The following is a 12913-nucleotide window of genomic DNA, read 5'->3' as shown; positions in this document are numbered from 1 at the left end:
CGCCACTGGGGCCCGGCTAGCGCTTCGAGCGGCAGACCTCGCCCTTGATCTGGGTGACGAAGTGGTCCACCTCCCAGTGCTGGCCGAGGTAGGCGTAGCCGGTCGCGCCTTCGTAGCGCCCGGTGCCGCCGGTGAACTGCTGGGTGCCGCCGGCGTGACCGGATCCTGTGGTCGTGTTGACGTTCCCGATGCTCGTCTCGAGTGCGGTGAGCGTCGCCCCGTCCTCGAAGGTGTAGGTGAGCGCGCCGGTGACCGGCCGCTGGTCGGGTGCCGTCGCCGGCGGCTCGCCGCGCGAGCCGAGGATGAACACGGTCGTCCCGTCGAAGCCGTGCTTGCCGCGGACGAAGCCGGCCACGCACACCTGGGTCGGTGGCGGGCACCCCACGTCGACGACCTTGTCGTAGATCGTCGCTTCGACCTGCTCGCAGCGGGGGGACGCGTTGGCCAGGGATGTGCCGGCGATGACGCCGGCACAGGCGATGGCGATTGCGGCGATGCGCAGGGATCTCATCAGGCCTCCTGTGATGGATGTCCGCGGCAGCCTAGGAACGGTGCCGGTCCGGTGGCGGGGCCGATTCGAGCTGTTCTGCGCCAGTCCAATCTCGATCAGATAACGCGGCGCAGCGCGGCCAGCGCCTCCGGGATCAGGTCGGCCGGGACAGCGCCGTACCCGAAGACGAAACCGTTCGGTCCGGGACGATCGATGCCCCACCGCGAGATCGTCCCGAGGTTCACTCCCGCGGTGAGGGCGCGTGCGGCGAGCACGGTGTCACTCGGTTGCCCGGAGGTCAGCAATGCGGCCATGTGCGTCCCGCCGCTGGACTCGATCGGCTCGAGGACATCGGCGAAGTCCGCACGCAGAGTTCCGGTCAGCAGGTCGTGAAGTCGTTCGTACGAGCGCCGCATCCGCCGGATGTAGCGGGCCAGGTCGCCCTCCTCGATGAAGGCTGCGAGGGCGGCCTGCACGTGGCCGGCGGTGCCGTAGTCGGCGACGAACTTCGCGCGGCGGGCAGCTTCACCCAGCGTTGCCGGTACGCCCAGGAACCCGACCCGGAGTGCCGGCAACAGTGTCTTAGAGAAGGAACCGACGTACAGGACTCGACCCTCCTCGTCGGTTGCCTGCAGGGGAGTGAGCGGACGTCCAGTGAAGCGGAACTCCGAGTCGTAGTCGTCCTCGACGATCGCCGCGTCGTGCTCGGCAGCCCACGCGAGCAGCGCAGTACGGCGTGACTCGGACAGCGGCATACCGAGCGGAAACTGGTGCGACGGCGTCACGTACACCAACCGTGTCTCGGCCGGAAGCCGATCGACAACCAGCCCCTCGCCGTCGACGGGCACCCCGACGACGCGGGCTCCATGCGCGAGGAATCCGCGGTACGCCGGCAGGTAGCCGGGATCCTCGATGGCCACCGTGTCGCCTGGTTCGAGCAGAACGCGCGCGGCGATATCGAACGCCTGCTGCGCACCAGTCGTGATGACCAGTTGCTCCGGCGCGATCCTGACACCGCGGCTGACGACCAGATGCCGCGCGAGCGCATCACGCAGCCGGGCCGAGCCCGCCGGGTCGGCGTAGTTCACGTCGGTCCGAGTGCGCAGTTGATCGTTGATCAACGCCCGCCAGCGCGCGAACGGGAACTGGGTCCGCCCGGGGATACCAGGCGCGAAGTCGAACTCGGCATACACGGTGAGATCCGGTACGGCGAACTGCGCGGCACTCCAGATCGCCCGCGGTCGCAGCGGAGACGCGGGCGGCGCGGGGGTGGCGGGGACACGTTCCCCGGTGACGAACGTTCCGATCCCGGCCCGCGAGCGGATCAAGCCATGCGCGGCGAGCCGCTCGTACGCCGCCACCACTGTCGCCCGCGACACGGACAACCGTTCCGCGAGCTCCCGCGACGACGGCAGCACGGTCCCCGCTGGTAGGGCGTCGGTTCGGATCCGTTCGTGCAGCTGTGCGTAGATCTGCTCGGCCAGCCCGCCCTCCCTGCCCAGGTGCAGATGCAGATCCATGTCCGCATTCTCGCCATTGCCCGGCTCAACGGCTAACCTCTCGCCAGCGGAAGCCGGCGCTCGACGAGGAGACGTTATGGCAACTTTCACCCAGTCCGACGACCTGCGGGGCGCGGAGTTCGTCGAGGCGGATCTGCACGGTGCACGGTTCGTGGAGTCCGACCTGTCCGGCGTCGTGATGCGCGGCGTCGACGTGGGGAAGGCCGACATCGACGCGCCGTGGCTGCCCAACGGCGAGAGCTTCTTCCGAGTGAACGGTATCGACGTGATCCCGTACGTCGAGGCCGAGCTCGACCGTCGCTTTCCCGGCCGCGAGCTCCGGCGCGCCGGGGATCCGGACGGTCTGCGCGAGGCCTGGGCCGCACTCGAGCGCACGTGGGCGGCGACAGTGGACCGCGCCGCGACGATGCCGGCGGGCACGGTCGACGTGTCGGTGGACGGCGAGTGGTCGTTCGCCCAGACGCTCCGCCACCTGGTTCGCGCCACGGACATGTGGCTCGGCCGCGGGATCCGCGAGCTCGAACAACCGTTCCACCCCATCGGTCAGGCGGACAGCGCCAGCAAGGACGAGGACACGTCGCAACCCACGACGACCGAACCGTCGTACGCCGAGGTACTCGAGGTGCGCGCGGGTCGCGTCGCGATGGTGCGCGACTTCCTCACCACGGTCACTCCCGACACACTGGCGGAGGCGCGCAAGAACCCGCACGCTTCCGACTACCCCGAGACCGTCCTGTCCTGCCTCCACGTGATCCTCGAAGAAGAATGGGAACACCACCGCTACGCCGTACGCGACCTCGACACCATCGAGGCCCGCGGCTGAGGAAGCCGCCGCTGGGCGTTCGCGTGCGGTAGTACGGTGAGCAGGTGCTGTACGGCCGCGAGCGGGAGCGGGCCGAGCTCGCAACGCTCGTGGAGCGGGCGCGGGCGGGACGCGCAGGGGTGCTGGTTGTGCTGGGGGAGCCGGGGGTCGGCAAGTCTGCGCTGATGCATGATCTTGTCCTGGCGCAGCGGGCGGTTCCGGATGCTGACGCGCTACGGGTGTTGCGTACCACCGGTGTGGAATCCGAGTCGCCGATGCCGTTCGCTGCATTGCACCGATTGCTGCGTCCCGTGGTCGACTACGAGCGGCTACCGGTTCCTCAGGCACGTGCGCTGCGGTTGGCGTTCGGGCTTGAAGACGGGCCACCGGTCGAACCGTTCCTGGTCGGGATGGCCACGCTGTCAGTCCTGACCGACGCAGCCGAGGGCGGCACTCTCCTGTGCGTGATCGACGACGCGCAGTGGCTCGATTCCGCGTCAACGGATGCGTTGTTGTTCGCGGCTCGTCAACTGGACGCTGACCCGGTCGCGATGGTGTTCGCTGCCCGCTCCACCGCAGGCGACGCGGACTTCAGTCCGCAGGGCCTGTCCGTGCTCGAGCTCGGTGGTCTCGAGGAGGGAGCAGCCCGTCAACTGCTGGACCAGCGCAGCCCGGACGTTCTGCAGGACGAGGTCGTCGATCGGCTGGTTCGCGACAGTGGCGGGAACCCGCTCGCGTTGTTGGAGCTGCCAACCACTCTGAGTCCGGCCCAGTTGTACGGCGCGGCGCCGATGCCGCAGCGAGTGACGCTGACCGCGGGCCTGGAGCGCGCCTTCGTCGACCGGTGCCGCCGCCTGAGCGACGACGTACAGACTCTGCTGTTGGTGGCGGCGGCGGACGACACCGGCCGGGTTGACATCGTGCGGGGAGCGGCGAGCCGTCTGGGTGCGCAGCTAGGTGCGTGGGAGGACGCCGAGCGGGCCGGTCTGCTGACTGTCACCGGTGACGCCGTTGCCGTGCGACACCCGCTGGTTCGCTCCGCGGTGTATCAGGCGGCCACCAGCCTCGCGTGCCGCCGTGCGCACCTGGCACTGTCGGATGCACTGCGCGACGATGACCCGGACCGAGCGACCTGGCATGCTGCCGCGGCGGCCGAAGGGCCTGACGAAGGGCTGGCCGAGGCTCTGTACCAGGTGGGCGGCCGCGCTGAGCAGCGTGGCGGGTACGTCGCGGCCGCTGCCGCGTTCGAGCGAGCTGCCGCGTTGACGGTCGACGGGCCTGCGCGCGCGGTGCGCTTGTTCGCGGCCGCCCGGAACGCGTGGGCCTGCGGGCAGGCGGTTCGTGCCCGGGCGCTGTCCGCCTCGGCCCGGCAGCTCGCCGGCGATGGTTTGCTGCGAGCCGACATCGACCGGCTGCGAGCGCGTATCGAGGTCAACGTGGGTTCTGCCAGCGATGCGCATCGCATCTTTGTCCAGGCTGCGCGCGCCGCCATGGACCTGGATCCGAGCAGGGCCTTGGAGATGGCGGTCGCGGCCGCACTCACGCGCGCGTACGGCGGGGACAGCGGGGCAACCCTTGCCGACGGCACCGAAACTCGCTTGCTGACCGCGGCCTCGGCTGACCTGCCGCGCACTCGGTGCCTGCAACTGCTCCTCGGTGCCCTGAGCGCCTCGGCTGCCGGTGATTGGTCGGAGGCGGCGGCCACCCTCGACCGGGCCGTGCAGGCTGGGCGCCAGGTCGAAGACCTCGACGTACTGGGCAACCTCGGCAACACGGCCCTCAGCCTCGGCGACGATGAGGCTGCGCACTTCTTCTACGCAACCATGGTGTCCAGCGCTCGCGAAAGCGGTGCGGGCATGGGGGTGATCTATGGGCTGGAACGGCTCGCGTTCGCCCAACTCCTCGCCGGCCGATGGGCCGTGCTGCGCAGTTCGGTCGACGAAGCACTCACCTTGGCGCGTGGAGTCGGCCAGCCCACGCTGACTGCCGCACCACTGGCGTGGCTGACCCTGCTCGCTGCGTTGGCCGGCACCGACGACTACGACCACCACCTCGGACAACTCGACGCAGTGGTCGCGGCGCACTCGTTGGGGATCCTGACCGATCCCGTGCATGACCTCATGCGGTGGGCCAAGGGCACCAGGGCCACTGCCGAGGGAGACTCTGTCGCGGCGCTGCACCACTTGGGCGCGATGCGTCTACCGGTGCTCCAGCGGATGGCCGCGGTGGACCGCATTGGAGCGGCGGCGCGAGCCGGCGATCCTGTGCTCGCACGGGCCTGGGTGGACGAACTCGCGCCGTTCGCCACTGCGACACACCGTCCCTGGGCACTGGCCGCTGTGGACCTCGGGCGGGCGCTCTGCGCGGACCCCGCGCCGGCGGCAGAGCTGTACGAGAAAGCCCTGGGCCACTACCGGCATGCGGTCCGGCCCTACGACCAGGCCAGAACACACCTGCTGTACGGCGAGTTCCTGCGTCGCACCAATCGTCGCGTCGACGCACGCAACCATCTGCGGTCCGCGTTGGAAACCTTCACCGACCTTGGCGCGCAGCCGCTGGCCGCCCGCGCCGCGCAGGAACTGCGGGCGTCGGGGGAGACCGCTCGCAAACGTGACGCATCCACGCTGCTGCGGCTCACACCCATGGAGACGAAGATCGCCCAACTGGTCAGCACGGGACTGTCGAACAAGGACGTCGCCGCCCAGTGCTGGGTCTCCCCACGCACAGTGGCGTTTCACCTGCGGAACGTCTTCGCCAAAGTGGGGGTCAGCTCGCGCGGAGAGCTCGCTCAACTCGGGCTCAGTTGATCGAACCCGGTCATTTGGCCGGCGCGAGGCCCTGGCCTGACGAGGACGGTGGAAACACCACCGAACCTCACTCAGGAGCGCGACATCATGACTACACAGACCCACCCGCATTACCCGGCGTCACCGTCCACCGGCCCTCGGAGGCGAAGGGCAAGCGTTGGTTGGATCGTGGCCGGCTCGTTGGCCGGCGGACTGTTCGCCGCCCTGCTGCTCGTCGCTGCCCCATTCATCGCGCCGGAGCAGAGCGAGCTCACCGGCGCAGTCCTGTGCGGGTTCGCACTCGGCTGGGCCATGTTGGCCGTGCTGTCAGTGCGGTTCACCGATCAGCCACAACGCTGGGCCGCGGCTCCCGCAGTATTCATGGGATTGAGTGGTCTCGTCCTCGTCACGTTCGGCTCCTCGGCGTACGACGTACTTCGCTGGATCTGGCCTCCGACGCTGTTGGCGTTGGCGGTCTGGATGATCGTTCGCATCCGTCGGCAGCTTCGGAGCCCGAGCAGGCGCTGGCTGCTCTACCCCGTGATCGCGATGCTGGCTCTTGCCTCGATCGGCGGCGGCTACGAGACCCTGCGGGAAGCCGCGGATGCCACGGCGTACCCGATGCCCGGTCAGTTGATCGACGTGGGCGGACACAGCCTGCACCTGAGCTGCACCGGCTCGGGCACTCCCACGGTCGTGCTCGAAGCGGGCGGTGGCGAGATGTCTTCGAATCTCGGGTGGATCGCGCCGGCCGTCGCACGTGATACCCGGGTCTGCGTCTACGACCGTGCGGGCCGCGGATGGAGCGAGCCTGCCGACACGGCCCAGGACGGCATGCAGGTAGCGACCGACCTGCACACGTTGCTTGAGCGTGGACACGTCCCGGGTCCCTACGTGCTGGCGGGCCATTCGTTCGGCGGCCTCTACGTGCTCACCTTCGCCGCTCGCTACCCCGCCGACGTCTCCGGAATGGTGCTGGTCGACTCCACCGCACCCGCGACGGCGGCGACACCTCGGGCAGCATCGTCCGGGGACGTCATGGGTCGTGTCTCCGCACTGGTCTCGGTCTCGGCTCGAGTTGGTCTTGCCCGCCTGTACGGCCAGGTTTCCTTCGGCAGCCTCCCGCCGCGTTCCCGGGACGAGGTACGCGCCAGCGGCGCGACCGAGAGCACTCTTCGCAGCACGATCGACGAGTACGTCCAGGCGGCCGCCTCGGTGCAGCAGGCAGCATCTCTCCGTGACTTTGCCGGCAAGCCCTTGGTCGTCCTGACCGCCGGCACCGGATCCGATGCCGCGTGGTTTGCAGCACAGGACCACCTGGCCACCTTGTCGACCAACAGCGTGCACCGCGTCATCGATGGTGCTACCCACGAGGCACTGGTCGCGGACGAACAGTACGCCGCCACCACCACACAAGGAATCCTCGATGTCGTCTCATCGGTCCGCAGCGCCAGGTGACTGTCAGCTTTTCCGCGGGCCGACTTCCGGTCCGCGGAAAATGACCATGAATTGTGAGGAGGCTCGTGCCAGGATGCTCGGCATGTCTGGTCGCGCGTTGAGCTTCGGAGCAATGGCAGAAGCGTACGAACGGTTCCGGCCGGGATATCCCGTCGAGCTTTTCGACCTGGTGACGACGTACGCCGGTCAGCCGGTCCGGACTGCGCTCGAGATTGGTGCTGGTACCGGCAAAGCAACCCGCCTCTTTGCTGAACAAGGGGTCGCGGTCACCGCGACCGAGCCCGACAACGCCATGCTCACCGAGTTGCGCAAGCATGTGCCGGCGAACGTCACGCCGGTGCGAGCAGCCTTCGAGGATCTGAGATCAGGGGAGCGCTACGGGCTTGTCTATGCGGCCGCGGCGCTGCACTGGACGAACCCAGAGGGCCGGTGGTCGCGCATCGCCGGGCTGCTGGAGCCGGGTGGGGTCTTCGCGTCGTTCGGTGGACCGGTTGGGCTTGCTGATCCGGCGGTGGAGGAGGCGGTTCGCGCGGCCCGGGCGCCGTTCTTGGAGAGCGACGACATTCCGTCTCCCGATGGAACGCCGCCGGAGCAGGCCATGCAGTGGCCGGGTACGGAGCTCCAACAGTCTGAGTGGTTCAGCGACGTTCAGCAACAGGTGATCGAGCGGCGCTGGACGATGAGTGCGAGTGACTACGTCGGCCTGTTGTCGACGATCTCGGCGTACCTCGAATTGCCGGCCGCAGTCCAGGAACAAGCCTTTCACCACATCCTGCAGGTCCTCCCGGACACGGTCGAGATCGCCGCCGACCTCACCGTCCACCTCGCCCGCCGCCACTCCGAGCCGTAGTACTCCAGGAGCGGACAGGAACTGTCCGTTGGTTGCGCCAGAGTGGGCGGATGAGAACCGCTGTGAAGGGAGCAGGCCGATGAGCCGCGAATTCCAGGTCACCTTCGACGCCCACGATCCGCGGGCGCTGTCGTTCTTCTGGCGCGACGTGCTGGGTTACGTTCACCCCGGCCCGCCCGGTGTCGAACTGCCCGAGGGCGCCGACCCGCTGGCGGCGTGGGACGAGTTCCTCGAGCGCGTCGGCGTACCGGTCGATCAGCGCAACACGCGCTCGGCCCTCGAAGACCCGGATGGTGACGGTCCACGGCTGTTCTTCCAGCAAGTGCCCGAGGGCAAGGTCGCCAAGAATCGCGTCCACCTCGACGTCCGCGCGGCCCCCGGTCTTGAGGGCGACGAACGGATGGCAGCCCTGGAGTCGGAATGCGCCCGCCTGGTCGCTCTGGGAGCCCACCGAGTACGCCGCTTCGACCCCGAGCCACCACTGGCCCTCGGCACCATCACGATGACCGACCCCGAAGGCAACGAATTCTGCCTGGACTGATCCAGCCAACGGCGACACGCTCCTAGCCGCCGCCGGCCGCGGGTGGTAGGTCCATCGACGCCCGTAGCTCCGTCAACGGTGTGTAGGGGACGGTGATGATGCCGCGGGTGGGTCGGTCGAGGTCGAAGGTGACTAGTAGGAGGAGGGTTACGAAGACGGCGGCGAGTGTGACGGGGAGGAGGCCGCGGCCGAGGACGGTGAGGTAGCGGCCGAGTAGTGCGAGTGCTACGGATGCGCCGACGACTTCGAGGATGAGGACGGAGGTGGGGACGCGGTTGCCGAGGGCGGCGACGCGGGAGGTTTGGCTGTCGATCATGGTGTTGAGGCTGTCGACGTACAGGCGTGGGGCGGTGGCGGTGGGGGCGTGTTGGAGTGAGTCGTCGGCCAGTGCCCAGAGTTGGCGTTGGATGGTCTGGCCGTCGGCGATGACGCGTCGGGCTTGGGGGGAGCCGGGGCGGGTGGTCGACAGGCGGATCTCGAGGTCGGTGTAGCGCTTGAGGAGTTCCAGTGATTGGCTGCGGACGGGTTCTGGCAGGGTTTGTGCGCGGAGGTAGGTGGTGCCGATGGCGTTGGTTTCGGTGACGAGTTCGACGCGTCGGGTTTCGTAGCGGCCGACGGCCATGGTGAGTCCGAAGGCGAGGATGAGGGCGACGAATCCGAGGAGGGCGGCTTGGATGACTCCGATGGGTTCGCGCCAGGGTTCGTGGTGGCCGCGGAGCCGGCGGCCGATGAGTACGCCGAGGGTGCAGGATCCGAGCACGATGACGAGCAGGGTGACGGCGAGTAGCAGGCTGGGCAGGGCGAAGAACATCCGTACCCCCAAACAAGGCGGTCTCGCTGGACACGCCTCGAGTGTGGTCCCGGCGAATACGCCGCGACATCCTCCAGGCCGGATGGACCGAGAACAGCTTCAGATGCCCTGAACGAACGCGCTCCGAATGCTGTCCCCGTACGCATCGTCCGCAAGCGCGTCCAGGTGCGCCTGCCCCAGTTCGAAGTGCCGACGAGCGTTGGTGTCATCGCCGAGGCGTCGGTAGTCCACGGCCAGGTTCAGATGGAGGGACGGCAGGAGGGCACTCTTGCCGCCAGGATTGCCTCTCTCGATGGCTCGTTCGTCGGTCAGTTCATCCATGAACGCGAGCGCTCGGAGGTCCCATGCAAGCTCGTCTTCGGGGCTCTCCTGCACATCCGCCAGCGAATGAGCAAGGAAGACCTTGGCGAACGCATCGTCTCCACTCTCAACACCAGCGACCAGCGACTCCATGAGCGCCTTCGCCTCAAGTGAGCGGCCTTGTTCGCGCAGGGCAATCCCCTCGCGAATGGTCGCGTACGCGGTCGACTCGGGCGGGCTGGTCATACGGGTCCTCTGATCGCGCTCACTGGGACGGATGCAACTTGATGTGGCCGGGATGTCGAGACCGGCGGGGCGGCTCCGTCTCAGTGGTAAATGCGGTCAGCGTGACCGCACCATCGTACGGATCGGAAGGACAGTCATGCGAAAGCTCATAGTCCAGCAGTGGGTCACTGTCGACAACATCGCGGCCGAGGAGGACGGTGGCCTCAGCTTCGTGTCGGGAGAACCGTTCGATGACGAAGTCACCGACGACCCCTTCAAGAACAACCTGATGGGGTTCATCGACTCGGTCGACACGATGATTCTCGGCGCGAACACCTACGCCCAGTCCAAGGACTACTGGCCGTACGCCGAGGATCAGGGCAAGTACGGCGAGAAGCTCAACAACCTCACCAAGTTCGTCGCGTCGTCGACGCTGGACGACGCTCCCTGGGGCGACTTTCCCGCCGCGACCGTGACGTGCGACCCGGTCGCCACCATCCGAGAGCTCAAGGAGCAGAGCGGCAAGGACATCTGGCTGTGGGGGAGTTTGAGGCTCATGCACTCACTGCTGGAGACCGGCGTCGTCGACGAGATCCGGATGCTGGTCTGCCCGGCGTCACGCGGCAAGGGAACGCGCGTTTTCGAGGATCGTCGGGACCTGACGTTGGCCGAGGCCACCTCGTTCGACAACGGCGTGGCACTTCTGCGCTACGAGATCAAGAAATAGGCGGAAAGTCCGCACTGTCGAAGAGCCGGACGCCGGCGATGCTGCTCGTTCGGGCATCGGCCGGCGTCCGCTCTTCAGCGACTGAATGCCCCACGCCGTCAGACTTTCATGGCACGAACCGTGGCAGGCCGGCGCAGCCCGGGTCATTCGCCCGGGCGCGCGTAGGCCAGCGGTCCCCGCTTGTTCGCTGTGAGCCGTTACCTGCGGCGGGACACACGCCGCGCTGTGCGGCGCCCGGTCCGGCGCGCGACCCTGCGTGATCCAAGCATCGGGTTCTCCTCCTCCCTGTGCGATGGCGAACGACGGCCGCGCGGTCAGCTGACGGCGCCCGCAGTTTCCATCTCGTGCAGTTCCTTGGCTTCCTCAGCCGATACCAGCCCGATCTCGATGAGGTCCAGTGGGCTGATGAAGCCGTCGCTGATGCGGAACCCCCCGGCCCGGGCAATGGCATCCCGGAGCGGCACGGCCCAGTGGTGCTCCAGCAGGATGAGCGCCGCGGCGGAGTCGTTCGGGATCTCCTCGAGCACATCCCAGGCGTCCTCGCCGGTGAACACGCCTACACCGCCCTGCTCGGCAGCCGCTTCGGCGCCGGCTTCGGCGCCGGCTTCCATGCCTTCCTCGCCCTCGAAGCCCAGACCGACCAGCGCCCCGATCTTGCTGCCCAGCTCAATTGCTTCCTGCTCGGACAGGTTGCTGAGATGCTCGGCCTCCAGGTCGCCGTCCGCGGTCTTGTAGACCGCCAACGAGTCGATCACACGGACGGTGTCGCTCGCCCGGAGCCGTTCGAGCTCGGCGATGATCTCACCGTGGAACTCAGGGTGCCTGAACCCCAGCACGATGAGCTGTACTGGCCCGATTGCCATGTTCCACTCTCCCTCTCCTCGCCTGAGCACCCGCTCACAGCCGCAAAACCGGCTCGGGTCGCGGTCCGTGAGCACTGTCAGGAGGAATCAATTGGCTCCACCCACACTGGTGCGCGCGTCAGGTTTGCGCGTCATCCAGGACGGATGAGCGGCCTCGCCACTGCTCCCAACACACCGGCCGCGACCGCACCGACCGCACCGGAGTCGTCACCCTCAGGCTCTCTCCGGCTCAACCGTCGGTGCGGCCTAGGTGGCGCAGACGGGGGCTGGTGTGGACTGTTTGGTGAGGAGGAACTGGTCCGTCGCATCGCGGGCGCAGTCGGAGGTGTAGTAGGAGGTGTGGCCGTCACCGATTCGCGACAGCACGCTGCTGCCACGGATCTGGTCGGCCAGACCGAAGGCCCACTGGTAGGAGACGGACGGGTCGTGCGTCGAGTGAACGATCAGTGTGGGCACGCCCTTCACATCGAGGCTGCGCTGCGGATTGGCGACCTTGAAGGGATAGCCGATGCACAAGCCGCCCAGCCAGAACTCCGACCCACCCTGCAGGTGAGGCGCCAACTGCCGGGCCATCTCGATCCGCTGCTGCATCTGGGCGAAGGTGTGGATGTCGGCCACGTAGTCACCGCAGTGATTCGCTATCTGGGCGAAGAGGTTGTCGGTGGGACCCTGAGGCGGTGGGAAAGCGAAGAACTCGGCCTGCCCGGCTATGGCTCGACGGAGCACCTCGGAGAACACGGGCCAGGACAGCTCGCCCACGATCACGTTGGGCGTCTTCGCGAGGAGCCAGGTCGGAGTGTTCATCCGGATGTCGTCGCCGGTCACCGGGCGCAGGGCTCCCTCGACCGGGATCGGATTCTGGTCGGCGCTCTTGACGAGTTGGTCGTAGAGGGCAGCGACATCCTGCCCACGCAGTACGCAGTCGGCAGCGGTGTCACACCATTCGACGAACCGGTCGAACGCCTCCTCGACGGTCTTGGTCGCATCGGCGGTCAGCTGCGTTTCCGGGCTGCTGTGGTCCAGGGCCGCGTCCAGGACCATGGCTCGCGTGCGCTTCGGGTACAGCTGGGCGTACTGCGCGCCGACCTGCGTGCCGTAGGACAGGCCCAACCAGTTCACCTTCGAGACGCCGAGGGCGATGCGGACCGCCTCGTGGTCGCGGGCGACGCTGACGGTGTCTGCGTGCAGGAACAGTGGTCCGGTCTGCCGCAGGCAGCTCTTCGCGAGCGCGCGATTGTGCGCGACCGTCGCGTCGAACTCCCGCTGCGTTCGCGGGAAGAACGTGTAGTCGGGCGTCAGTGCCGGCACGCCACACCTGATCGGGGTGCTTGCGCCGACGCCTCTCGGATCGAGGCCGACGATGTCGAAGCGAGCTCGGAGCGTGGCGGAGAAGAAGGTATCGGCTTCAATGACGTACTTGACGGCACCGTCTCCCGGGCCACCGGGGTTGAAGAACAGCGTGCCGATCCGGTGTGCAGGATCATCCGCGGGGCGGCGTGCCACCGCCACAGTGATCTTCGCACCCTTCGGAGCCGACCAG

The 12913-nt window shown here is 67.9% G+C and carries 12 protein-coding genes; 6 read left to right on the top strand and 6 right to left on the bottom strand.

Annotated features, from left to right (window positions below; translation table 11 throughout):
• Window positions 1-16: 16 nt before the first annotated feature.
• A complete protein-coding gene (locus ACGFH6_RS36625; protein ID WP_360442980.1) occupies window positions 17-511 on the bottom strand; it encodes a hypothetical protein in 495 nt (164 codons plus the stop codon).
• 95 nt (window positions 512-606) lie between these two features.
• The gene (locus tag ACGFH6_RS36620) at window positions 607-2010 is read right to left on the bottom strand and encodes a PLP-dependent aminotransferase family protein (protein ID WP_393393674.1); all 1404 of its coding nucleotides are present in this window, start codon (window positions 2008-2010) and stop codon (window positions 607-609) included.
• A gap of 76 nt (window positions 2011-2086) precedes the next feature.
• Between ACGFH6_RS36620 and ACGFH6_RS36615 the strand changes: the two genes are divergently transcribed.
• From ACGFH6_RS36615 to ACGFH6_RS36595, 5 genes are all read left to right on the top strand, one after another.
• Window positions 2087-2833 (top strand): DinB family protein, encoded by a 747-nt coding sequence (locus ACGFH6_RS36615; RefSeq protein WP_393393671.1) that lies wholly within the window; start codon window positions 2087-2089, stop codon window positions 2831-2833.
• A 44-nt stretch (window positions 2834-2877) separates the two neighbouring features.
• The gene (locus tag ACGFH6_RS36610; protein WP_393393668.1) at window positions 2878-5619 is read left to right on the top strand and encodes an AAA family ATPase; all 2742 of its coding nucleotides are present in this window, start codon (window positions 2878-2880) and stop codon (window positions 5617-5619) included.
• A 168-nt stretch (window positions 5620-5787) separates the two neighbouring features.
• Window positions 5788-7056 (top strand): alpha/beta fold hydrolase, encoded by a 1269-nt coding sequence (locus ACGFH6_RS36605; RefSeq protein ID WP_393393665.1) that lies wholly within the window; start codon window positions 5788-5790, stop codon window positions 7054-7056.
• 112 nt (window positions 7057-7168) lie between these two features.
• Entirely contained in the window at window positions 7169-7906 is a 738-nt protein-coding gene (locus tag ACGFH6_RS36600; RefSeq protein WP_393393660.1) for a class I SAM-dependent methyltransferase, read from the top strand.
• A 79-nt stretch (window positions 7907-7985) separates the two neighbouring features.
• Entirely contained in the window at window positions 7986-8447 is a 462-nt protein-coding gene (locus ACGFH6_RS36595) for a VOC family protein (protein WP_393393657.1), read from the top strand.
• Window positions 8448-8469: 22 nt separating this feature from the next.
• On the opposite strand, the gene ACGFH6_RS36590 is transcribed toward ACGFH6_RS36595, so the two are convergent.
• Both ACGFH6_RS36590 and ACGFH6_RS36585 read right to left on the bottom strand, forming a co-directional pair.
• The gene (locus ACGFH6_RS36590; protein WP_393393655.1) at window positions 8470-9258 is read right to left on the bottom strand and encodes a hypothetical protein; all 789 of its coding nucleotides are present in this window, start codon (window positions 9256-9258) and stop codon (window positions 8470-8472) included.
• A gap of 99 nt (window positions 9259-9357) precedes the next feature.
• On the bottom strand, window positions 9358-9804 hold the full coding sequence (locus ACGFH6_RS36585; RefSeq protein ID WP_393393652.1) for a hypothetical protein: 447 nt from the start codon (window positions 9802-9804) through the stop codon (window positions 9358-9360).
• Between the two features lie 136 nt (window positions 9805-9940).
• On the opposite strand from ACGFH6_RS36585, the gene ACGFH6_RS36580 reads away from it, so the two are divergent.
• Window positions 9941-10510, top strand: a complete 570-nt coding sequence (locus tag ACGFH6_RS36580; RefSeq protein WP_393393650.1) for a dihydrofolate reductase family protein — start codon at window positions 9941-9943, stop codon at window positions 10508-10510.
• A 314-nt stretch (window positions 10511-10824) separates the two neighbouring features.
• On the opposite strand, the gene ACGFH6_RS36575 is transcribed toward ACGFH6_RS36580, so the two are convergent.
• Window positions 10825-11448, bottom strand: a complete 624-nt coding sequence (locus ACGFH6_RS36575) for a hypothetical protein (protein ID WP_393393647.1) — start codon at window positions 11446-11448, stop codon at window positions 10825-10827.
• 171 nt (window positions 11449-11619) lie between these two features.
• Window positions 11620-12882 (bottom strand): alpha/beta fold hydrolase, encoded by a 1263-nt coding sequence (locus tag ACGFH6_RS36570; protein WP_393393644.1) that lies wholly within the window; start codon window positions 12880-12882, stop codon window positions 11620-11622.
• Window positions 12883-12913: the final 31 nt, after the last annotated feature.

The organism is Kribbella sp. NPDC049227, from assembly GCF_043197265.1.
Taxonomy (GTDB): Bacteria; Actinomycetota; Actinomycetes; order Propionibacteriales; family Kribbellaceae; genus Kribbella.
This window is presented reverse-complemented; position numbering and strand designations above follow the sequence as displayed.